At 34.9% G+C, this 24303-nt stretch carries 24 protein-coding genes; 10 read left to right on the plus strand and 14 right to left on the minus strand.

Annotation, left to right across the window (positions count from 1 at the left end; genetic code table 11):
* Nucleotides 1–15: 15 nt before the first annotated feature.
* The 6 genes from HN014_RS02870 (at nt 16) to HN014_RS02895 (ending at nt 5431) form a co-directional block, all read left to right on the plus strand.
* Nucleotides 16–396 carry a hypothetical protein gene (locus HN014_RS02870; protein WP_176027386.1) on the plus strand — a complete coding sequence of 127 codons (381 nt, stop codon included), beginning with the start codon at nt 16–18 and terminating at the stop codon, nt 394–396.
* 219 nt (nt 397–615) lie between these two features.
* Nucleotides 616–1272, plus strand: a complete 657-nt coding sequence (locus tag HN014_RS02875; RefSeq protein WP_176027387.1) for a hypothetical protein — start codon at nt 616–618, stop codon at nt 1270–1272.
* 171 nt (nt 1273–1443) lie between these two features.
* Entirely contained in the window at nt 1444–1770 is a 327-nt protein-coding gene (locus tag HN014_RS02880) for a hypothetical protein (protein ID WP_176027388.1), read from the plus strand.
* A gap of 111 nt (nt 1771–1881) precedes the next feature.
* Entirely contained in the window at nt 1882–2598 is a 717-nt protein-coding gene (locus HN014_RS02885; RefSeq protein ID WP_176027389.1) for an ABC transporter ATP-binding protein, read from the plus strand.
* On the plus strand, nt 2595–4001 hold the full coding sequence (locus HN014_RS02890; RefSeq protein ID WP_176027390.1) for a DUF3526 domain-containing protein: 1407 nt from the start codon (nt 2595–2597) through the stop codon (nt 3999–4001). Before HN014_RS02885 ends, HN014_RS02890 begins: the two co-directional genes overlap by 4 nt.
* 2 nt (nt 4002–4003) lie before the next feature.
* The gene (locus HN014_RS02895) at nt 4004–5431 is read left to right on the plus strand and encodes a DUF3526 domain-containing protein (protein ID WP_176027391.1); all 1428 of its coding nucleotides are present in this window, start codon (nt 4004–4006) and stop codon (nt 5429–5431) included.
* Nucleotides 5432–5490: 59 nt separating this feature from the next.
* Here HN014_RS02895 and HN014_RS02900 read toward each other — a convergent pair whose 3' ends face one another.
* Nucleotides 5491–5823, minus strand: coding sequence for a single-stranded DNA-binding protein (locus HN014_RS02900; protein ID WP_176027392.1), 333 nt, complete (start codon nt 5821–5823; stop codon nt 5491–5493).
* A 330-nt stretch (nt 5824–6153) separates the two neighbouring features.
* Between HN014_RS02900 and HN014_RS02905 the strand changes: the two genes are divergently transcribed.
* The 3 genes from HN014_RS02905 (at nt 6154) to HN014_RS02915 (ending at nt 7802) form a co-directional block, all read left to right on the plus strand.
* Nucleotides 6154–6339, plus strand: a complete 186-nt coding sequence (locus HN014_RS02905) for a hypothetical protein (RefSeq protein WP_176027393.1) — start codon at nt 6154–6156, stop codon at nt 6337–6339.
* A gap of 140 nt (nt 6340–6479) precedes the next feature.
* A complete protein-coding gene (locus tag HN014_RS02910; protein WP_176027394.1) occupies nt 6480–7061 on the plus strand; it encodes a Crp/Fnr family transcriptional regulator in 582 nt (193 codons plus the stop codon).
* Nucleotides 7062–7217: 156 nt separating this feature from the next.
* A complete protein-coding gene (locus tag HN014_RS02915) occupies nt 7218–7802 on the plus strand; it encodes an NAD(P)H-dependent oxidoreductase (protein ID WP_176027395.1) in 585 nt (194 codons plus the stop codon).
* Between the two features lie 76 nt (nt 7803–7878).
* Here the strand turns inward: HN014_RS02915 and HN014_RS02920 are convergent, their stop codons facing one another.
* Nucleotides 7879–8304 carry a hypothetical protein gene (locus tag HN014_RS02920; protein ID WP_254884081.1) on the minus strand — a complete coding sequence of 142 codons (426 nt, stop codon included), beginning with the start codon at nt 8302–8304 and terminating at the stop codon, nt 7879–7881.
* A gap of 281 nt (nt 8305–8585) precedes the next feature.
* Here HN014_RS02920 and HN014_RS02925 point away from each other — a divergent pair, with 281 nt between their 5' ends.
* On the plus strand, nt 8586–9164 hold the full coding sequence (locus HN014_RS02925) for a helix-turn-helix domain-containing protein (RefSeq protein WP_176027396.1): 579 nt from the start codon (nt 8586–8588) through the stop codon (nt 9162–9164).
* Nucleotides 9165–9272: 108 nt separating this feature from the next.
* Here HN014_RS02925 and HN014_RS02930 read toward each other — a convergent pair whose 3' ends face one another.
* The 12 genes from HN014_RS02930 to HN014_RS02985 form a co-directional block, all read right to left on the minus strand.
* The gene (locus HN014_RS02930; protein ID WP_176027397.1) at nt 9273–9953 is read right to left on the minus strand and encodes a phosphonatase-like hydrolase; all 681 of its coding nucleotides are present in this window, start codon (nt 9951–9953) and stop codon (nt 9273–9275) included.
* Between the two features lie 4 nt (nt 9954–9957).
* Nucleotides 9958–11115, minus strand: coding sequence for a TIGR03364 family FAD-dependent oxidoreductase (locus HN014_RS02935; protein WP_176027398.1), 1158 nt, complete (start codon nt 11113–11115; stop codon nt 9958–9960).
* A gap of 28 nt (nt 11116–11143) precedes the next feature.
* A complete protein-coding gene (locus HN014_RS02940) occupies nt 11144–12460 on the minus strand; it encodes a DUF5690 family protein (protein ID WP_176027399.1) in 1317 nt (438 codons plus the stop codon).
* Between the two features lie 355 nt (nt 12461–12815).
* Entirely contained in the window at nt 12816–15194 is a 2379-nt protein-coding gene (locus HN014_RS02945) for a tyrosine-protein kinase (protein ID WP_176027400.1), read from the minus strand.
* Between the two features lie 162 nt (nt 15195–15356).
* A complete protein-coding gene (locus HN014_RS22705; protein WP_176027401.1) occupies nt 15357–16517 on the minus strand; it encodes a sugar transferase in 1161 nt (386 codons plus the stop codon).
* A 387-nt stretch (nt 16518–16904) separates the two neighbouring features.
* Nucleotides 16905–17834 (minus strand): hypothetical protein, encoded by a 930-nt coding sequence (locus tag HN014_RS02955; protein WP_176027402.1) that lies wholly within the window; start codon nt 17832–17834, stop codon nt 16905–16907.
* Complete coding sequence (locus tag HN014_RS02960; protein ID WP_176027403.1) at nt 17834–19270, minus strand: MBOAT family protein; 1437 nt, start codon at nt 19268–19270, stop codon at nt 17834–17836. The genes HN014_RS02955 and HN014_RS02960 overlap by 1 nt, the downstream gene beginning before the upstream one ends.
* A gap of 3 nt (nt 19271–19273) precedes the next feature.
* Complete coding sequence (locus tag HN014_RS02965; protein WP_176027404.1) at nt 19274–20029, minus strand: hypothetical protein; 756 nt, start codon at nt 20027–20029, stop codon at nt 19274–19276.
* Between the two features lie 6 nt (nt 20030–20035).
* Nucleotides 20036–21100: a DUF354 domain-containing protein gene (locus HN014_RS02970; RefSeq protein ID WP_176027405.1), complete on the minus strand. Its 1065-nt coding sequence runs from the start codon at nt 21098–21100 to the stop codon at nt 20036–20038.
* A 40-nt stretch (nt 21101–21140) separates the two neighbouring features.
* Nucleotides 21141–22145 (minus strand): GNAT family N-acetyltransferase, encoded by a 1005-nt coding sequence (locus HN014_RS02975; protein WP_176027406.1) that lies wholly within the window; start codon nt 22143–22145, stop codon nt 21141–21143.
* Nucleotides 22138–23064, minus strand: a complete 927-nt coding sequence (locus HN014_RS02980; RefSeq protein WP_176027407.1) for a glycosyltransferase — start codon at nt 23062–23064, stop codon at nt 22138–22140. Before HN014_RS02980 ends, HN014_RS02975 begins: the two co-directional genes overlap by 8 nt.
* Nucleotides 23065–23083: 19 nt before the next feature.
* Nucleotides 23084–24226 (minus strand): hypothetical protein, encoded by a 1143-nt coding sequence (locus tag HN014_RS02985; RefSeq protein WP_176027408.1) that lies wholly within the window; start codon nt 24224–24226, stop codon nt 23084–23086.
* Nucleotides 24227–24303 lie beyond the last annotated feature (77 nt).

Raw genomic sequence — 24303 nt, forward strand, 5'->3', positions numbered from 1 at the left:
AATAAAATTAAAAATATGGGAGATAGTAACTTTCTAGACCAGTTCAAAGATGATATTAGTAGCAACGTACCTGGTTTTATTGCAGTATCAGTGACAGAAGTCGAAACCGGAGTATCATATGTTTCTTTGTCTAACAAAGATGATTTTGACCCGGAAATCGCTTCTGCTTATAATCTCGAAGTAGTAAAAGCTAAAAAGAGTGCCATCAAAGCACTTGGTCTTGACAGCAATATACAAGACATCATGATTACCTTAACAGATCAAATTCATATCATCGACCTCTCTGAGAAAGGAGATTATTTTATCTACCTGGCGGTTGATTCTACCAAAGCAAACTTAGGAATGACCAGGGCTTTATTAAAGAAGTACAAAAAAGATATTGTCAATAAATTATAATCTTTTTTTAGCGTCAAAAAGCAATGCGATCAAGAGCTACACCTTTTTAGAAAAGGAGTAGCTTTTTTTACAGCTCTGACACATATTAAAACGATACCTTAACCACATAAAATATACTGCCCGCCCTCTGTTACTGACTGATCAAATCAAGTACAAACACCTGTTTTTCATCAAACAGAGAAATCTCAAATTTGCAATCTGGTTCCTAAATCTATTCTCATGAGTGATATCAAATTAAATTTTATTAATAAGTCTAATGATATTAATACTGCTTCTGTTGTTATTTTTCAGAAGAATGTAGCAACTGACTTTGATGCATTAACTGTTCCCTGGAAGGTTCTAACAAACTGTCATAAGAACGAAAAACATCCACTTACTTATTCTCAAAAAACGCAACTAGTATGTAGTGATTCTTCAGGTAATAAAACTACAAAACTGGATGCTGATAAAGGACAACAGTTCGAGGTAACGCAACATAACACAACGACCTCTCTACAATTAGCTAGTATCAAAAACACAACCACTTCAGAGGAAGGAATCGTTGTTACAAACCATCTTTCCAAAGGGGCTATTCATGCTCAGCTACTACGCAATGGACGGCTTGTCGGATTCAGAAATAGTATCAGACCTCATCAAAAAGCTGTTTTTAAATTCCAGCCAAAACTATATATCGCTGCAATTTCTGGGATAGAGGAAGGTAGTGTCATCAATTCTCCTACCTTAGAAGGGATTAGCACAGAACTCCCGCTGGAAGGTATCACAAGTGCAGATATTGTTATGACGGGAGGAGGAACTGGCGCTACAGCTACTCCTTTTAATTTTTCAATGGAAAACGTCGTAAAAAAAACACCTGCACAACTAGAAACCAATCCATAACATTAAAAAACAATTACTAAAAACACCTTTCTTATGATCTGTTTTTCTTGAAAAAAACAGCCTCTGATTTATATTTTCTACTGTTAAAATTTTCCTTAGATGTTAAAATACTCCAAATATGTAAGGGCAATACTTCCTGTTTGATTACTTTGCCACCTCAGCAATCAACTCATGGGAAATTGGAAGTTAAAAAATAGTATTTCATTATTTTTCCTGATAAGCTTTATATTCATAAGGATTATCAATTTTCATACGACCTCTCATCTTCTTTTTGAAGATGAATTAGCAGAACAATCCTGTGAATATTGTCATGCGCTATCTGCCACGGAACGAAATGTGTTTTTGTACACTCCAACCATTCCTGAAATCCATCCGATAGCAAAAAAAATACCTGAAGTAACAACAGCATATTTCGCGTACATCAGTCCTGTAAAAAAGGTAAGAATCACTGATTATTACCTAAACAAACCTCCCCCTGAGAAAAAACACTTTAGTTAACATAAACAACCTTAATTAATTTTTAATAAAAGACTGGAATAAAGCTTACTTATTTCATGTCTCCTATGATAATATCATATACCCTTGTTATCATTACTTAAATAATACACAATGATTAGTACACAAAATCTAACTAAAAAATATGGAGATTTCACCGCGTTAAACGCGCTCAATCTCAACGTAAAAGAAGGAGAAATCCTTTGTCTTCTCGGAGCTAATGGTGCCGGAAAAACAACTACCATTAACCTTTTGCTCAATTTCATCTCTCCAAGTTCCGGAGCGGCTTTTATCAATGGAATTAATACTGCTGAATCTCCTAAAAAAACAAAGGAATTTCTGGCATACATTCCTGAAAACCTAATGTTATACCCTACATTAACTGCTGTTGAGAATCTCGATTATTTTTCTGGGATTGGAGGTAAAAAACTGACAACTCCTGTCTTGGAAAATTATTTGATTGAGGCAGGTTTACAACAAGATGCTCTCCATAAGAGAATTCAATCTTTCTCTAAAGGTATGCGTCAAAAAGTCGGAATTGCTATTGCTATTGCCAAAGAAGCTAAAGCCCTGTTATTAGATGAGCCTACTTCTGGTTTAGATCCAAAATCCAGCAATGAATTTGGTCTTTTATTAAAAAAGATGAGTGAGAACGGGGTAGCTACTTTAATGGCTACTCATGATCTTTTCAGAGCCAAAGAAATCGGTACACATATAGGAATTATGAAACAAGGAGTATTAAAACATTATTTCGCTGCTTCAGAAATTTCTCTGCCTGAACTCGAAAAGTGCTATCTGGAAACCATGAATTTTAATGATGTTGCCGTATGATTTCTAATGTAATAAAAAAAGAAACAAAAGAAATTCTAAGGGACGGACGTTTTAGAATTTCAGCAATCATACTATTGCTATTAGCAGCAATTGCTTTATTGGTTAGTAAACAACAATATCAAAATACCAATGAGCAATACGAAAAAGCTAAAAATGACGAACGAGCAGTTTGGGAGGATCAGGGTGATAAAAACCCACACTCTGCTGCCCACTATGGAACATATGCTTTCAAACCTAAATTCCCATTATCCTTACTCGATCAGGGAGTAGAAAAATATACTGGTGTTTCTATTTTCTTAGAAGCTCACAAAAGAAATGAGGCTCAATTTAGTGCCGCCGCTGATCAGACAGGGCTTTCTCGATTCGGAGAATTAACCCCTGATTTTATTCTGCTATTTATTATGCCATTGATTATTATCCTTATCGGATATAATACATATACTAAAGAAGTTGAGGGAGGCACCATGTTATTACTACGCAATCAGGGAATTTCTCCCTGGAAATTAGCTATAGGAAAGTGGATATCAGCGATATTACCTGTATTTATAATGACCACTTTTTTATTTATAATAGCTGCGATTGTTCTCTCTTCCATATCAGATTATGGTGTATTTAGCTGGTCTTCTTTTATTGCCTTATACCTTGTATATCTACTTTACTATATCGTTTTTGCTAATATTGTTTTATTTATCTCCTCTCGTTTCAAGAAATCGGGAATATCTTTAGTAGTATCATTAGCAATATGGATATTAGCTTGTTTTGCAGCTCCCAAAGCTGCCAGTAACTTTGCTGATAGCAAGTACCCTTATCCGACACGACAGGAGTTTGCTTCGAATATAAAAGAAGACAGAAAACAAGGACTGGATGGTCATGATCCATGGAGCAAAGCTTCTAAACAATTAGAAAAAGAAGTACTACAGGAATATGGTGTTGACAGCCTGCATCAACTCCCCTTTAATTTTGATGCATATAGAATGCAAAAAGGAGAAGAGCATGAAGCAGAGATTTATTTCAAACATTACAACCTCTTAAAAGAACAATATCAAAATCAAACGATTACTTATAAAACATTAGCTATTATTTCTCCATTTCTCCCTACTCGTTTCTTATCAATGGCGATTGCCAATACCGACTATCAAACACATTGGGATTTTTCTGATACAGCAGAAAATTACAGAATCCGTACGCAGAAATTTTTGAATGATAATTTTGCACAAAACTCCAAATATGGAGAATGGTCCTATAAAGCCACAGGAGATACATGGAAAAATTTACCTCCTTTTGAGTATGATGCGCCATCCTTATCGATGACACTATCCAGAAATATGTCTAATATCATCATCTTATTATTCTGGGTATTGCTCAGTACCGGAGCTTTGTTTGTTTCAACAAAAAAATACTAAATATGTTATCATATAATTTTAAATACGAATTAAAAACACTTATAAGAAGTAAGTGGATTCAGGCTCTCTCAGGTATCTTATTAGTTGTTATGCTATTTGCCGGTTTTAATGGTAAACAGAAAGTAGACAAAAGACATTATGATATCCAAAAGGTAAAAGAACAAGTTGCCGAAGATGACCGGGAAATGATTTCCCTATTAGACTCAGTAGCTCAAGGACATAAAACATCTGTTTCTCCGTGGAGAATTCCGACCTCTCCAATGGTCGTTGCTAATTACTACCCCAGAGTTGTTTCTATGTCACCTCAGGCATTAACTTTTACTGCTGTAGGTCAAAGCGACCTGTTTACTCATTATGTACAACCCAAAGTATATGGAGATGATTTTTCTTTAAATTATACAGAAATGTCAAGCCCTGTTCAGTTACTTTTCGGAAGTTTTGATCTTTCATTTGTAATTATCTATCTACTTCCATTACTCATCATAGCTTTTACATATAATATTCTCTCTAATGAAAAAGAAAGCGGGTCTCTAAAGATCCTTGCCTCTCAACCAATGTCTATCTATATCTGGTTGTTGCAAAAATTATTACTGCGCTTCTTTTGGTTAGCCATTATCACGCTTTTTATTATTACACTTACTTTTCTTTTGAATGATTTTTCTTTTACCGATAATCTCGGTTCATTTTTATCATTCGCAGGTTTGGTAACAGTTTATATGTTATTTTGGTTTTCTGTATCATTCATAGTAAACTTATTAGTGGGATCTTCTGCTAAAAACGCAATTAGTCTATTAGGACTTTGGGTATTAATTGTTCTTATGTTGCCTGCGATTGTCAGTCAATTAGGAAATACAATTTATCCTGTCCCATCTCGAACAAAAATGATCAATGAAATCAGAACAATTAAAGCAGAAGCTAAGAAACAACAGGATAAAATTTTAGACAATTACCTAAGAGACCATCCGGAGTATGCAACTAACAACAGTGGGAATTATTCTTTTTGGCATAAATACATTGCTTCGCAAAAACTTGTCAAAGATAAAATCGCTCCGCTTGTTGCTGATTATGATCTTCAATTAGAAAAACAACAACAATGGATACAACAGTGGCAATATATTTCTCCTTCTATTATCCTCCAACAGAGCTTTAATCAACTAGCGGGAACTTCGACCGCCAGTTATGAAGATTTCAGAAAACAGGTTATCGGATTTTCTGAGAAATGGAAGGAACATTTTATTCCAATGTTATACAAAGACAAAACTTTTAAAAGTTCCCTGGTCAAAGAATTACCAACGTTTTCATATACCCCTTACAGATATAACAAAGGAGGGCAACATCTGTTCATTCTATTAGTATTCCCGATACTTATTGGGGCAATAGGTTGGTACTTTTTTAATAATAAACTAAAAAAAGGAAGTGTTATCACCTGAAACAACTTCCCTTTTTCATCCTATAAAAACTCAAATCAAATTTTATTGGTTTGAGTTTTTTACTTTCCTAACATTAATAATTCACTGACGACAACTTCTGTAATAAATCGCTTCTCTCCTGTCTTCGTTTCATAACTTCTGGTCATCAATTTCCCTTCTACGGCTACTTCCTGTCCTTTTGATACATAAGCTTCTATAATCTCTGCTGTTTTATTCCAGGCAATCAGATTATGCCAATCTGTTTGTGTTATTTTTTCTCCCTGATTATTTTTATAATAATCATTTGTAGCCAAAGAGAATCTTGCCAATTTCTTTCCTGATTCTAAGGTGATAACTTCTGGGTCATTTCCCAAATTACCAATCAACTGTACTTTGTTTCTAAGTGTGTTCATACGAATATATTTTTAAGGTTAACAGTTAATACTATCGAATTTTATTGTTCGACAGTACGAAGCTAAATTTCAATTTATTGTTATTCGGTTCGGAAACACTTGTTATCGTTTGTAGTCGTTTGTAGTCGTTTGGAAATAGCTTTAACATTTCAAAAAAGCCTAACTCACTCAAAATAAACAACAAACCTGCAATTATTTTCTTTTTAACAAGAAAAAACGTACAATAGTTTTTATATTTGATTAACAGATGTGTGTTTGGAAGAGTTAAATTAAGAAAGTACCTTTGTAGTTCCCTACTGTTTTGACCTCCCGATAAAATCTATGTTAATCATGAACGAATTAGAAAAACGTTTTGAAGCCTACGATAATGTAGCATTAATTAAAGTATTCGAAAGCGAAGAAGAAGGTTCTGAGGCTGCTATTGCTGCAAAGAAAGAAATGCAAAAAAGAGAAATTACTGCCAAAGATATTGCTCAGGCGCAAAAGGAACTAGCAATAGAAAGAGAAAAAAAATAAGCTCCTTCGGTGTAAGCTCATGAGATAGTATACAGAAAGTAAACATCAACCTCAGGACAAACCTTACATTGTTTAAATCCTGATAATCGAGCCAGATAGTATTTCTGTAATTTCATAGCTAATCCGACATCCTATTGATTATGTTTGACCTTTTTATACAACTAATCAACCAATATACCTTACTAAATCAAAAGGAAATTGACCTTCTCAAAGATACTGTCTCCATTAGATCTTATAAAAAAAATGAAATCCTATTCGCAGAGGGGAAAGTAGCTACATCTATGTACTTCGTTCTACAAGGCTGGGTTCGGTTATTCTATAATGTAAATGGAAATGATAAAACTGCTTTTTTCTATACCGAAGGAAAATTTATATGTGCTGGGGAGAGTTTTGCAAAGCAAGTTCCCGCCAGAGAAAATTATCAGGTATTAGAGGATACAGTATTGGTACATTTCGAAAAGGAAAATATAGAAAAGTTACTTCAATATTCTTCTAAATTCGAACTTATCTCTCGATTAGCAACAGAAGATGAACTTATTACTTATCAGAAAATTGTAGCATCCTTCGTAACACAATCTCCAGAACAACGGTATCGGGATTTACTCAATAAAAACGGAGTCATTTTTCATAAAGTCCCGCAACAGTATATTGCTTCATTTCTGGGAGTCTCTCCAGAAACACTCAGTAGAATAAAAAAGCGAGTATTAACAAAAGAACATTGACTTTCTTTTTGACGATCGTCAAGAATTTTAAACACTTCTTTCCCTAGCTTTGATTCATGATAATGTAATTACAAATACCATGAATCAAATTATCAGGTAAACCTCGATCTACTGAAACGATAATTAAAATATTCTTTGCAAAAACAGTTGGACACTATGAAAAACAAAAAGATTCTTATTATTAACGGTCATCCTGATCCTGAAAGTTTTAATCAGGGACTCGCTGCTGCTTATATAGCCGGAGCGATCAAAACAGGAGCTGAAGTACAAACTATCTCAATCCGAGCATTAGATTTTAACCCCAATCTTGCATTTGGGTATCGCAAAAGAACACCGCTAGAGCCTGATCTTTTAGATGCTCAGGAAAAAATTAAATGGGCTGCACACATCGTTTTTATATATCCGGTTTGGTGGGGATCGATTCCTGCCATTATGAAAGGGTTTATTGATCGGGTTTTTCTTCCTGGATTTGCTTTTCAGAAAAGAGAAAATTCCGTTTGGTGGGATAAGTTATTAAGTGGAAAAAGCGCACGTATTATCTGTACACTTGATCAGCCTTCCTGGTATTATCGACTTGTTTATAGAGCTCCCAGTCATCGCGCTATGAAAAAACTAACTCTCAACTTTGTCGGAATTAAACCCGTAAAAATCACTACGATTGGTCCTATCAGGCTCTCTAAGGAATCATACCGAAAGAAATGGTTACAACGAATACATACCTTAGGAGAGAAACACCGATAAGTATATACATACGAAAAGGCATTTCTCCATCAGAAATGCCCTTTCACCAACAACATATATGAAATAAACAATTTTCTTATTTTTTTGGATGATCAACCAAAGCCAAAGCAGGTTTTTCAAGGCGTTTTCTTGCTGCAATTCTCTTTTTTCTTTTTTTAATTGATATCGGAATCGTCACTGTTGCCTGAAATGTTATTGCACCAATCGCATTGGCTCCCATATCAGCCCAGGAAGCAACTCCATTTGATGAATATTTATCCGCTACTTCTTTTAAGGTGCCGACAAGCATTGTTGTAGAAAACGAAATGACTCTCTTCTCTAATTCGGATAAATGCTGATAACGCTTGTGATATGACAAATAGGTATACGTGATTGCACTAATTCCAAAAGAGCCTACAGAATGCTTCATTTTATCATCTGCCCAGAATTCTCCTTTTTCATGTTCTTGCGCCATCATCTGAAGTCCTAAAATCATTATAATTCCTGTTACAATCGTTCTCATCTCCTTAATTTTTATCTCTGGGAAGCAATAAAGCCTCTTATCTATTCCTTTTTTATTTGATGATAAAATTACATGGAGAGATCAGCAAATTTTTGGCTTATTCGACCAATCGCCAATTTGTATAGGTCGATTGTATGATTTCTTTATACAAATCGATTCATCGTTAATTTAAAATTTTCTTTTCTATTTTTTTTGATTGTTAACCTACTGATAAATGCACTGTTTTTGCTTTCTCATCTAACATTTATTATCGATATTCGTAAGCGTTAGTTATCATATTTATGGAAGATTATTTAATTGGAATTGGAAAACGTATTAAAGAAATACGTAAAAAAAACAAAAAAACAATTAGTGCGATTGCTACCAAGGCAGATGTTAGTAATGGTTTAATCTCTCGAATTGAAAATGGCAGAACAATTCCTTCATTACCTGTACTATTAAATATTATCAATGCTCTCGAAACGGAGATTCCTGACTTTTTTAATAGTATGCCTAAACAATCAGGTGATCTTTTTATTGTTTCCAGAGCAGGCGATAATGCCCTGTTAGAGAAAGAAGATGACGCCAGAGGGTTTTCCTATAAATATATTTTTGGAAAACAATTAGCTGCCATGGGATTTGAAGCAGTTCTCCTCGAAATACAACCCGATTCTTATAGAAAAAAAATAGAAACTGATGCCTACGAGTTTAAATACCTTCTTTCCGGAAGTTGTTCATATGTCATAGGAGAAGAAGAAGTCACCTTACACAAAGGAGATGCTATCTTTTTTGATGGAAGAACGCCCCATGTGCCTATTAACAGAACTGATTCTCCCTGCACAATGATCGTTATTTATTTTTTTATTAAACCTACTCAATAGCTGTTCATTCTTTTATAAATACTGAATTACATGATTCATTTCAATTAAAAAAAGAGACTTACTTTCATACTCAAGTAAGCCTCCATAAGAGTAAAATTTCAAAAAACTCTAAATAAAATCTTTTAATGCTGATAATTCTTCCAGAATATAAGTAGGTTTTGCTTTCTGAAGCTGTTCTTTGGATTGTGCTCCTGTCAAAACTCCCACTGTAATTCCACAATTAGCATTGATTCCTTCTTCGATATCAATTGCAGAATCACCTGCTTTTAACACCCTGGAGGTATCTGTAATATTATATAATTCCATCGCTTTATAGATCATATCCGGATGGGGTCTTCCCTGCGACACATCATCCATTGTTATCAGGGCATCAATTTCTGTTCCGATAGTCCATCCTAACTTATCCAATAATAAGGTCGCCGTCTTTTTATCATAACCTGTATTTAATACAACCTTTATATTATTTGTTCTCAGATATAAGAGTAATGAGTATACACCTTTGAATGCTGTTACTTCCAGCGTTTCATATGCTTTTTGCAGTGCTTTTTTGAAATTTTCGAAAATCAGGTCTGCTATATGATCATTATTTGGCTCCGTTGTTACATTTTTTAAAACATCTATAATTGCCTGATGTTTATCTTTACCTGCTCCATACTGCAGCACCTCTTCCAAAGAAACATTGTATCCCTGCCTATTGATCTCTTTCTGCACGGTTTTATAAACAACATTACTTTCATTTACTGTCGTTCCTGCCATATCGAATACTGCCAAATCTATTTCTTGTTTCATCTTTTTACACATTAAAAATTTTATTGATATGTTCCTTTGCAAAGCCTGCACTTCCGGTCATTCCTTTTCCCCCAATTCCTGTAACAATATGAATGGTATCATCAATTGTTTTTTGAAAAATATCACTATTCTTACACTGGGAATACATCCCAAACCAACGGTGTTTTATTTCATATGCCGGTAATGTTATGATTTTTTTTGCTTCCTCTATCATAAACCGATCTATATCCATATCCAGCTCATAACCTAAATCATCAATATCAGATGCATCTGCATATTGATGAGAATCTCCCAGAATAACCGATCCGTCTATAGCCTGTTTGAATAAAATATGCACCCCCCACATCTGTTGCAAAGACTCTTTTGCTTCGTTATTTTTTATTTCGCGATAAGAAGGACATTCACTAAACGCTTCATACCGTCGTATAGACCAACCAGTAAGCACAGATCCGGGTAATGTATAGGCTTTCTGTGGATATGTTTGCATCATTTGCAACTTCGAAACCTCTAAATCACTCTTTGCAAAAAGAGTTGGGTATAAACTCTTAAACTCATTCCCATTACATATAATTACTTTTTTCGCGATATACTCCTGTCCTCTGCTACACTGCACTCGTGCATTGCCTGCTTCTGATTCACAATGTATTATTGTCGTTTGATACTGTATCGTCAATCCCAGTATCTTTACCATATAAGCGTGCAATCGGTGAATCATCGTTCGAGGCTCTACCGTTACTTCCTGAGGGAACTGTAAGCCTCCCACAACATATGATTCATTAAGTCCAGGTAGTATTTGCAAGCATTCTTTTTTAGAACGCAAAACAGCGGTATAGTCATTAGCTTTATTAATCTTAGCCAACTCCTCTATCAATTGCATTTCTTCCTCGTTAGAAGCAACATACACACTTCCTTCTTCTCTAACAGTGATATCAAACTCTTGTTGAATTTCTTTATACAATTGCAAACTTTGACGTCCATAAGCCTGCCATTTAGTATTCATTCCTGAAGGTACTACCTGACCAAAATTCTGGGTAGTAGCTCCTCTTGGTACCTTGTCTTTTTCGACAAGAAGTACATGTAATCCTCGTTTTAATGCATGGTATGCATGGAAAGAGCCTAAAACTCCTCCTCCGATAATAATCAGGTCATATGCAGCTCTCATATTGTAATAGGTTTACTCAATTAAGGGGCTAATAATTATATTCATTAACATTTTCCAGATTGGTATATTCAATAGGATATCCTATTGAATACTTTGCTTGGTGATGTTTCTTTTTATTTAACAGGTAATATGATCCAAGGACCGCAATCACCCCTATCCCAGAAACAATATATGAACCGTAAATAAAAAAGGAAGTCCACGATAGATTGGGATGTCCAAAATTCTTGTATAACAATACTATTACACTGCCCAAATACCCAAATGCATCTGCTATATAGATGAGAAACCCCGCATTTCCTTTTAGTTTAAAAGCGGCGATAAAGCGATCGAAAAACAAACAATTAAAGGGAACGTAACAACTGTAAAGACCAAATCCGGATAACACCATCCAGTAAAAACCGGACATAACTCCTGATTGAAAACACCAGGTCGTAATTAGAATACACAAAACTCCTGTCAATAAAACCCCGTGATAGGCATGTAAAGCTCTCAGGTTATTTTTGATATAAAATGTCCCTCCTAACAGAACTAATACCACAATAGCAATCAACAACTCTGAAGTGGTATAGATACTGGCATCTTCCGTATATCCAATATCATCCCACAATTCTCTGGTAAAATTATCTCTAAAATCCCTAAAAGCTGTCAAAAACATATAGAAGAAAACCAAAACAGTAATAGGAACAAAAAAATGATACAACACTTGTTTACGACTTTTAGCATCCATTGTAACTCGCTTCATTTTCATACGTTTATCTTCTGCTGTCGGAGGGGGAATTCTCTCCAACAGCCAAGCAAAAAAACACAAGGGTATTATAAAAATAAGACCTGTGATTGCCGGCATCCAAAATGCTGAAATTCCCCATGAATTCATTATAAAGTATCCTACCGATTTTACCATTCCACTAGAAACAATAAAACTCGAACATAGAATAACCCCTAGTATTTCTGTATATTTTCTTCCTTCCACATAAGAAAATACAATCCCCCAAATCATTCCTAATGGCACTCCATTAAGAAACATAAAAAAGAGGTTATACGGAGCAGGAACCAGTGCAAAAAACAGTAGCGCTATCTCCGATACTCCTATGAGAGCTAACAGGTAACATACCCTTTTCGAACTCTTTAATTCTGAAATCACTTTAATTCCAATAAATTTAGAGAATGCATACCCTATTACCTGTGCAATAATCAGAAGTATTTTATAATCTATATGAAAAAACTGAATCCCCTCGAACGTTGCTACACTAAAAGGTTTCCTAAAAGCGTACATACAAAAATAGGTTCCGAAAGAGGCAACAGAAGCCTGTAATAAAAAAGGAATGTTTATTTTATTAATATTCATACTTAATTAATAGCAACTGTCAATCTGTTCATGAACCCCTTCACTGATAACATTCTGACAATTATAATTATTTACACTGCTTTCTTCCAGAGCTTCACTTGCGCTCTTTTCGGTTTTCTCTATAGTCTTATCCTAACTAAGATTGCTGTTCTTTTAAAAAAGAATAGCAATCTTGTTTTTTTTACAAATAGTAAACTTATAATTGCAAAAATGATCAATTATTAATTATTTGTAAAAAATAAGAGTTTAAGAAATATTTACGAAGGCTTTGTCAAATTGTTAATTAATTCGACATTTCTATAGTAGTGCAAAAAAAATATTGGCAAAAGCATTCCTGGGAGGTAAGAAATACCGCTTATCTAAATACTTTAGGAAGTAATCTTCGAATTCCTTTCTTTTTCTTTCTTTCTCCATAGCCATAACCGTAGCCATATCCATAGCCGTAACCGTAACCGTAGCCATAGCCGTATGATTTTTTCTGGTATACATCATTAATCAACAATGCCATTTGCCTAAAGCGCTGGTCTTTATACAAATGCCTTGGTACTTCTATTAATCGTTTATCCGAATAATTAAATCGTACAATGTACAGACACAGATCGGTATATGGGCTTAACAGCAATGTATCTGCTACTAAACTTACCGGAGGGGTATCTATCAGAATATAGTCATAAGTCTCTCTCAGCTGGGCAAATAGTTCTTTTACCCGTTCATTTTTCAATAATTCTGCAGGATTAGGAGGTTTAGGACCTGAAGTAATTACATCCAGGTTTTTAAATGTTGGAGCATTGGTCACGATATCCTCAATCTGTAACTCCTTATCTTTGATAAAATTGGTAATTCCTTTATGAGGTTGAATCCCCATACTTTCTTTCAGCATAGAAGATCGCAGATCCATCTCTAATAAAACTATTTTCTTCTCTGATCGTCCCAATGTTACTCCTAGATTACTGGCTACAAATGATTTTCCTTCTCCCTTTATCGTAGATGTAATCAGAATCGTTTTGCAACCTGGAGCGGTATTTGCGAGTAAGAAATTAATATTTATCTCCAACAGCCGAAATGATTCTGCAATACTCGACCGGTCTACATCTCCAACAACCAGTCTTCGTTTTTCGTCAGTTCTGGGAATATCTCCAGCTATCGCAAAAGGAATTTTTTTCTTAATTTCTTTTAGACTACTGATCTTAGTATCAAACAAGTCCTTTACAAATATTAATGACACCGGTACTAGTACACTTGCTAGAAATATGGATAAAAACACCCGATTCTTTTTAGGACTTACCGGAGCTCTGCTACTATATGCTTTTTCGATTACTTTGGCATTGGATACAGTTGCCGCCAAAGAAATTGCGGTTTCCTCTCTCTTTTCTAATAGGTAGAGGAACAATGTTTCTTTTATCTGTTGCTGCCGCTGAATATCTCGTAGTTTTCGTTCCTTAGCCGGTAAGGCGGCAATTTTAGAACTCATCTCTCGATCTCTTCTTTTTAGATCCGTGAGTTTTAATCGCAATGTCTTTTTTTGATTTCTCAGGCTTTGTTCCAGGCTCTGCTCAATACTTTTTAATTTTTCTGTTATGGTTATCAGTGCCGGGTTGTCTTCATTAGTGCTCTTCTGTATTCTATTCCGCTGTAAAGCAATTTCATTATACTTCAGAATCATTGTAGCGATAGTATGATCCGAAAAACCTAAATTCGCAGGCAATAAATCCACAGATGAATTATTCAGATAGTCCAATATAAAATCAACCAATCCAATCTGAATATTCGTCTCCAACGCTTCTTTTTCATTAAATGAGGCCGTTTCTAAAAACAACGAAGCTTCTACACTGACATCTGTAAGACTGTTTTCTGTTTTGAAAGATTCTACATTTTTCTCTAAATCTCCCAATTCTTTATTGATAATCTGTAAACGTTCCTTGATAAAAACAGCCGTATTTTCTGCTATTTGGTTTTTATCATTAATAACATCCACATTATATTCGTCAATCAAACCATTTAATATCTCTTTTGCTTTTTCTTTAGCGGGAGTGAGCATGGTTAGCGTAACCACACTGGTTTTCTGATCAGTCAATCCTATTTTAATTGCAGACTTATACCCTTCTACCACATCTAGCAAAGGGATCATGCTTACATGAATTTTTTTTCCGATATATTCTGGTAAGCGCCTATAATCCGGTCTTATGGTAATATCACTAATCTCGGTAAAAGTACACTCTCCAAATGTTCCGCGTAATATGGGATTTCCCAATACATCTACAATTTCATACTGCTCACTGGAAAGAATCTTGATGATAAATGTGATTCCGGGAGTCGTAATGTCAATATCGTGAAAAGCTACTTCGATCGGACTATTTTCTGCTAATTCGACAAGTCGTTTTGAAAATTTTGTCTTGGAATAATACGATACATTGAGATGTAGTTTTTTTACGACATTCTCCATCAATGGTCGTGATCTCAATATTTCGATTTCATTTTCTACTTCCCGGTTTGCATTTTTGAAAATAGTTAAATCTTCAAAAGCAGAAAGTTCAGAAAGCATTCCATTTTTTTCGGCTTTAATCAAAATGGAAGAAGTTACCCTATAAATTTTGGGAGTATATCTCAGGTATAAAAATCCTGCAATGCAGCTAAAAATGAACGCCGCTAAAAATAATTTCCAATAGCGAATATATTTTTCAAATAGTTCTTTTATAACAAGGCTTCCGGAGTCGTCTTCAATCTCATAATTCATCCTATGAGTTCTTTTTGTTTTTTGTGTTTACTAGTAAAATCATTCTAAATTTAACCATTATCCTTCTACCTTCATTATTAAAAATTAAATTTAGAATGATCCATCAAAAAAATTACGTAATCCCCTCAAATAACTTGTTTTTAAAGAATTACGAAACAACAACTAAGAACTTCTTTTTCCTCTCACAACGATATTAGTTATGATCTTACACAGGTATTTTATGTCTGTCGCTAGAGGTTTTTTCTCATAGGCTTCCAGGTACCTCATTTCAGAAGCCATAATTTCATCCAGTGTTTTGGGCAGGTCTGCATAAAAAGGAGGGATCAATCCTGGTTTAAACCGGATTCTTTTTTCCTGCAATTCTTTAGAGTATAACCCAAAGTAATGGCTACTCAAAGGACGCCCCCCTACCAATTTCATCTCTCCTTTTAGTAAGTTGAGTAACATGGGTAATTCATCTATCCAGTATTTTCTGAGAAGTTTTCCTTCATTAGAAATCCTGAAATCATTTTTTATTTTCCCACCTTCTTTCAGGTCATTACATTCAAAAACATATTGTTGTAGGTATTCTGCATACGGGTACATGGTTCTGAATTTATATACCTTAATGGGTTTTCCTCCTTTTCCTACTCGTTTTAGTCGTATCAATGGTCCATAGCTAGGATCCATATCAAAGTTTGGTCTTTTTACTTTTTTGGCTACAAAATACAAGCGGTCATCGATTACTTTTTCTTCTATGACTTCAAAACCACAGGAATACAACCGACCTAATGTTTCTGCTTTTGTAAGTACTCTTCCATGCCCATTCGTTATATCGAAATATAACTTTTTAGTTAGTTTTAGCTTTGGCATAATACGGGTAAACACAAAATCTGTCAAATAATATGCATAGCTAAAAGGTCTGGGAAATTTTTTTAATATTCTTTTTTTCCGCGTTTCATAGGTCTCAACATTATTAATGAAAAGACCTCCTTCGGGTAACTTCATATTAACGGATTCAAAGAATTTGTTTATTCTTCTATAATCATTAACTCTATGAAGATTAATAATCGCACTGCAAGTGTAAATATCTGAATCGAGTATCCCATTTACTTTTCTGGTATCACATAAGAAAACATCTTGTAATCTCATATGGTTTACTTGTTCACTGATAAATTCACAGACTTGATTACCTAATCGTCTGGTTATTATTTGTTCTAATGTTATCTTACGGGTATCCCTTATCGTATAAGGTTGAGAGTCTGAAGAAACAGGTGTTGTAAGATCTTGGTTTTTTGTTTTGAAATAATGAATAGCTTCAGCCCCCACTGTTCTGCTAATCATTATGTAAGTTTAAATTAATAAAATATGTTCTAAACTGATATGGGTTCGGCTCGATAAGTTCAGAAGTTTTACCTTCTTTTCTAAATAGGTTTTTATTAATTAATTTACTCATATATTTAAGTCTTGGTTACACACTTAAAGTTATGATATACAACCGAATATACAGAACGGATTTACCGTAGTATTACTACCTAAATACACTGTAAATCAAACTCTTGCTTGTTTTCTACACAAAAACCGTAGCCCGTTAGCGCTTAACACACACAGAAGTAGTAAAACCCCTACACAAAAAGTACTTTTTTTCTATAAAAATTAAGATATAAATCAAAGAATACCGATAAAAAATATCAAAACAGGTGTTTCTACGGGGTATTTATCCCCTGTAAATCAAGCTTTATTGTATTTTTTCCCATATCTATTTTTCAATTTTTCGATGAGTCTGGTCGTATGTATACTTCTCCCTTCCTTATTTAAATGATATACGCTATCAAAAAAGTAGTCCGCCGGATAAACAAAATCATCGGGTTCTGATATAATTTCCCATTTCAATTTTTCCTTTATGGCCTCATGTATTTTATCTAACACTTCTCTGTTTTTTTGATATTCTGATTGTTCATAGGGAGCATATGAAAACAACAGAGTGATATTTTGTGACATCACTGTTTCTAAAAACGCATTCAATGCGTGTATTTCTTGTTTCTTATGCTCTTTAATAACTTCTTTACTCCCCAATTCTTTTAGCCCGGGTTTGGGAAGGTGCAAAGTGCCATCTCCTTCTTCATTAAACGTTCTTCTACTATATACTTCATCCAACTCTTTTAGCCCAAACCAACGGTCAATAATCTTCTTGAAAGACAAATGCCGGTCTTCCAGAAAAAAAGAAAGTCCTCTTTCTTCTTTATCATAGTAGGTTCTTGATTCAGGATAATAATACGCTGCTAATGACTGTAATTCCTTATTCCCTTCCAAGGTCATCAAATGTTCCATAGATAAGATCACCACATCATTGTCCCGAATCAGATTTTTTGCCTCGTTGAGAATAAATTCTAAACCTAACTGTGCATGCAATCCCATATTTACTATAGGCATTCCTACTGCTTCTCCTATTTGTTTACTATTTACTCCAAAGACCAGATTAGATCCTCCCAAAAGGATAATTTTTGGTTTTTTAATCTTTGAAGCTGCCATATGCTTATCGTTCATTGCTGCCATAAAAGCATCTGAAGTCTCTTTGTTTTCTTCTAACAATGGCAATAAAAATAACGCCAATAAGTAAATAGCGATAAAGAGTGATGATTTATATAGGAACTTTCTCATTAAAATTGAAAATAAATAAATTGTTGTTGTTTTCCTGTAAAATAAAATAGCAGTACGACAAAACCTCCATAAATAGTCCATCTCACCATTAGAGGAAAAGCAGTTGGCAAATGTGCTAATGCATGTTCATAATGCCTCCCTAACCATTCAATTACCAGACAGCACATCACCAACAACAGTACTTTTACGGACATTACTTCGGGATAGCTAAACAATGAACCTGAAAACATCGATGCGATGTATTCCACTCCATGGGTTATGTTTTCTGCTCTAAAAAATATCCAGGCAATCACTGTTAGCAGAAATGTTATCCCTATCTGAACTAATTCTCTCAGAGAAGGAAACCATCGGTCTTCTGCAACAGTATTCAGGTAATTTCTATTCTTATTGGTCAATAGCAATGGCAAAAAATATAAGGCGTTTAATATTCCCCAAACAATAAACGTCCAGTTTGCCCCATGCCAAAACCCACTGACGATAAAGATGATAAACGTATTGCGAATTTTCATTCCTGTTCCCCCTTTGCTCCCGCCTAAAGGGATATATACATAATCTCTAAACCAGGTAGACAGAGAGATATGCCATCTTCTCCAGAACTCAGCTATATTCCGGGAAAAATAGGGATATGCAAAATTTCGGTTCAGATGAAACCCAAATAAACGAGACGTCCCTATTGCGATATCAGAATAGCCCGAAAAATCTCCATAAATCTGAAATGTAAAAAACAATGCCCCCAGGAGTAATGTACTTCCTGAATAATTTTCTGAATGATTAAAAATCAGATTGGCATATTCTGCACAGTTATCGGCTATTACCATTTTTTTTAGCAATCCCCACAGTATCTGCCGCATTCCATCAGCAGCTTTTTCGTATGAGAACACTCTTTTTTTATAAAACTGGGGTAATAGATTGGTTGCTCTCTCAATAGGACCTGCTACCAACTGAGGAAAAAAACTAACAAAAGCACTAAATGCAATAAAATCTCTGGTAGGTTCTATCTTCTCTCGGTAGACATCGATTGAATAACTCAATGTCTGGAACGTATAAAAACTAATCCCCACTGGCAATATAATATTTAATGTATTGACTGCTATTTCAGTTCCAAAAAGGGAAAAAGCACTTTGAAAGTTTTCTATAAAAAAGTTGTAGTACTTAAAGAATCCTAAAAAACCTAAATTCACCCCTATACTGGTCCATAAAAGTGCCTTACGCCGAAGAGGAGCTGATGTTTTCTTCATTTCCAAGCCTACAGTATAATCTACAATGCTACTAAAAAGAATCAGTGTTAAAAACTTCCAATCCCACCATCCGTAAAACACATAGCTAGCAATGACAATCAACCCATTTTGTAATGTCAAACTTTTGGCAACTACAAACCAGTACAGTACAAATACAATTGGCAGGAAAAGGGCAAAATCCAGAGAATTAAAAATCATAGCTTATCGATTGACGTAAAAATGTTTTTTTATAACATTTTTCACATTTTGTACGACTAATTCTTTTCCCCACTTAACAAAGTTATCACTCCAGCGCTGCGGATGAAAAGTGAACATCACTCTAGACGGAAAATCTCCTGCTGCGATAGCATCAATAATTTCCTTTGTGGTATGGTATCTTTGGGTAAAGCTGGTTTGTACTTTATCTCGTACACTGGCTGCATGTCCATCCCACTTTCTACCTGTATCTGTTATATAAAACACCTCTTCAAAATTAATATCAAAATACGGTTCACCTATTATATCATACGCCTGATACCGATATTGTTTCCATAGGTCTTTAGAATCGTATTTAGACATTGGACTTCCATGCATACAGATCGTTTTTACAGGAGCCAATTTTCTTAAAGCGTTCAGATTTTCTTCAAAATCTACAATCCCTTTCTCCATATCTCCATTACAGGTAGTCAAACACTCGTAATGATATCCTATTTCATGTCCCAGCGATGCTATATAGGTGATTACTTCTTCATTCCAGCTTTCAGGAACTGCCCGGAAATAATAGGTTCCCACAATCCCCAAATCTGATTGTATTTCTGCAAAATCTAACGAATTAAACGGTAATAAGTCTACATCGTGCCTCAGCATAATCGTCCGTTCTTTAGGAGTATTCAGGTATTGTTCTACAGTTTGAAAACAATAACCGCCAGCTTGTAGGCTCTTTAAAAATTGTGTGTATATCTGAATTGTAAAATCCATAGGTTTTTAAAAATTTAATTGAAGTGCCGGATTCTCTCTTATTTCTTCTCTACTTGCGGGGTAATTTTCTACAAACCACACCATAAAAGCGGTAAGATCGATCTTATCTGCCAGCATTTTTTCTCGTCTCTTCTGAAAGGTTTCTTTTATATTCGGAAGTTGTTCTATTTCCTTTATTTTTTCAAAAACTCCTTCTTCATTCTGAAAATTAAAAACCAGTCCATATTGTTCCTGATCTTCATTATAAGCTCTTCGGATAGAATTCACATAAATTGAAGGGGTTCCTAAAACACCAGACTCTGCTGCCATTGTCGCTCCTTCTCCTACAAAGAATATCGCTTCTGCCAATACCTCATGAATTTTCTCCGGAGAAATCTTTATTCTAAAAGATTCATATTGTACTGGCAAATCTCCCTCTGAAGTAATAAATACTCTATACCTGGAAGACAAGTAAGAAATGATCCTTTCCTTCTCTTTTTCCGAAAACCCCCGCTGCCCTTTATCATGAGATGCGTTCCATGAGACAAATCGCAAAATCACATATTGCTCTCCTTCTTTTAACCCTAAAATTTCACGTGCTTTTCCTGTTGACTGAAAATAATGTGGGTGTAAATATGCTAATTCGTGATATGAAGTATATCGTATTTGTTTGGTTCCCAGATCTTCAAAAAGTACATCTGGTGTTAATACACATGCTGTAAAGGGAAGGTATATTTTCATCTGTTCCCAATTACCGGAATCCTCCAGGGATATATGTGGTTTCCCCAACATCTTTGCTGCATGGGCGGCATATGGCGATCCGTGACTCATTAATATATCAGGTTTAAACTTTACACCTTCGATAAATTCCATAATATCGAACTTGATAAGACCTATTAATTTCCCTATGGTACTGGAATATTTTTTCCCAAAAGAGACATATGAGAACCCTGCTGCCTTGAGTAGTTCTATTTCAAACTCTTTTTCTCTACATGTAAATAGGATATGATGACCATTAGCCATCATGATATTAGCAAAATTTCTAAATAAATGTACATGTCCGGGATGTCCTATATCTATTAATACTCTCATAGTATCGTTTATTTTTTATTCGCTTTTCGAACAGAAATGCTTACTTTTTTCTCTTTAATACTTTTACAGCGGTTTTGCCTATCTCATACAAAATGGGTTTTGAGACACACAAAAAACGACCGTATTCTACTTCTACTCCTCCGAACTTTGATTTGAATTCTCTAACCCCATATGCTTCTTCGGGTTTCCCGGCTCCCATAAAATCAAAACAAGCAATGTGATGACGATGGGCATATTCCATAGCGGCCCATGTCGCCAATACACTGGGGTATACATCTTTATACACTCTATCCATTCCGCATATAAACCATTCATAAATCACTTTGTCAGAAAAAACAGGACATACAATACCTCCTATAATTTCATCCTTATAAGCTATTAATAAGAATACTGCTGTATTGGTCTCCCAAAGTTTTTTAAAAAACTGATATGTCGGTAATGGAGTTTTTACTTTTGTTTTGTACAGGTGATATAATAAAGTGTAATACGCTTTTATCTCCGCTTCTGTTGTAGCTGTTTGGATACTGGCTCCTGCTTTGATGCTCTTCTTTATTTGCCTCAATTTACTACTACTCATTCGTTTTTTCATTAAGGCGTAATCATCACAGGCTACTTGAAAATTGAGATGTGGCTGATACGAAAACCCGACTTCTTCATATAGGTTTCGATAATTGCTATAGTCCGTAAAATTCCGTATTTCAATATATATTACCTTATTTTTTAACCCCTCAATCACAGCAGTAAGAAGTCCGGAAATATCTTGCTTCGTTGCTTTTTTTGAAAAAACAGGACCTCCATATATGATTGCTCTACTGGTAAGAGATGCTTGTATCCCTTTTTCTTTGAGAATAATTCCTGAAACAATACCTAAAACATCTTCTCCTGCTAATGCGATAAATGAAAATGTTTTTATTCCTGTTTTTTCAAAAAACAGTAATGCCTGTGGCGTCTGAAAAAAATTAGCTGTATCTTCTTCCAATATTGACTTCCATTGCTTCTCGGATAGTTGTGTCCTATCGGTTGTAATACTACATTGATCAATCATCTATCACATCTTTATAAATAGTAGTCAGTTTTTCTGCGATTACTTTGGCGTTCAAATGTGCTATTTGATCACGACCATTGGTTTTTGAAGCATCTAATCGCAGTGCCTCTTTGAGTTTTGAAGCTAGTTCTTTTTCATCAGGTCTGGTCACAAAACATCCGTAAGTATCAGAAATCAGTTCCCGGATATCTCCTACATCCACAGCCACAATCTTACAATTACACGCCATGGCTTCTTTTATCACATTCGGCGACCCTTCCCATAGACTCGTCAAGATCACTACATCTGCAGCATTAAAATAATATGGCATTAAGGGATTGGGGATATTGATTAACGGATGCATTTCTACAGACTCATCTCTCAGACAGTTAAACGCTTTTTCTGCCAGTGCATAGTTCTTTACTTTTCGCCTCGGGTTTCCCGCAAAAAGAATATGTTTTTTATACGGACACCAGCCCGTTTTCTCCAGAGACTTTTTCTTGGAAATAGGCTTGAATGTATCAAAATCTACTCCATTCGGAAGTATTTTTACTTCTTCCATAGCGGTAGCTTCTTTCATATCTTTAGATTTTACAATCACTTTTTTCCAAAAGATTTTTTTAAAAAGTGAAATTCCCCAGGCAATCAGCGAAGATGCTTTGACATCGCTTCCCATAAGGGAAACTACTAAAGGGGATGCTCCTGCCAAGGAGGCAACCATTCCGCTTAATGAATAATGAGCGTGTATGACATCATAAGAATGTCTTTTCAGGTAACTCCTCAGAATGAATATATTCCGGATATATCCTTTTAGTCCTTTTCCTTTAATTGTAAAAAAGGCGACATCATGCCCTATCGATCTTAGGGAGACTCCTTGATTGTATACTATCGGAGTTATTCCTCGTTGTGTATTACCACTACTCACAAAAAGTATTTCCATGCGCTTCTTTTTAAAAAAATTAATACTCTGCTTGATACGCTTCTGAGGTTACCTGATCAGATTGATGACTTAGGTATCGGATGATACTATCCGCAAATACCTTTTCTACCTCTAATTTCTGTTCTATAAATCTCCACCCCTCCTTCATTTTTCTAAAATAGCCTTCTGAATATGGAATCCCTGCCGTACCAAAATAGAGCGATTGAAATTCTATTAGATAAAAGTTGGTCCCATCATATGCAATATCAATAGAAACATGCGGGACTTCGAGTTTTTGAAAAATATCAAATGCAAAATCAAACAATCCAGGAGGTGCTTCTGCTTCCAAGCCATAGTAATAATTATCATATCCTCCTCCACTCGCCTTAATCCCTCTTCCGGATAGAATTGGTCTTTTGAAAATGTATAATTTCTCTCCAAAAAAGTATACCTTCCAGTCATTGACGAGGTCTGGAATAAACTGCTGAAGTACAAATTTTTTTCTATATACAGATTCTTTAATATACCCTTTGTGCTTTAAGGCTCTCAGCTGATCTTTGGCGTCCATCTTATAATTCCTGGGACTTTCTGATTTGATTTTTCTAAGGAGTTCTTTTTCTGATGATACGAGAGATACCCCTGTCCCTGATGCTCCTCCGGATGTTTTGAATACCACTGGATATTCTATAGTATCCAAATGCATTTCTATATCCTTAAGACTCCCAAAAACAACCGATTTTATATTTTCTGTGAGCTGGAGACTATCTCTGTATAATTCCATAAACACCTTGTTATTATTAGCTCTCAGGTGTTTATACTCCGGAATTACTTTTGCTCCTGATAATTCTAATGCATATATGATATCTTCTATATATGATTTATAGAGGTATCCTATATCCTCAGAAGAGGTGTAAATAATATGCTTATTCTTATACTCATTGGTTTTTAAGTCAATTTCATTCAGATATCTGTAATGAATTGTATACCCTACTTCTCTAAAGTAAGTAGCAAGTTTCTTTTTATCCATTCCGCTCCTGTATGGCGTATCAAAATGCTTGGACCCGAACTTACTTTTATAATCCATTAATGCTATAATCTCTTTCATATGTTTGTCATACTTTTTTAGAGTCCCTATAGAACTTATTAAGTCATCATGCTGACCGTAATATTGTAGCTGTTCCATATGTTCTCTTTGTTATTATTTATCGGGTTTCACTTTCTTTGTTAACAAATCAATGATCTCAACTATATTCATATCCA

Origin of the sequence: Aquimarina sp. TRL1, assembly GCF_013365535.1 — a bacterium.
In the GTDB taxonomy this organism is placed as follows: domain Bacteria; phylum Bacteroidota; class Bacteroidia; order Flavobacteriales; family Flavobacteriaceae; genus Aquimarina; species Aquimarina hainanensis.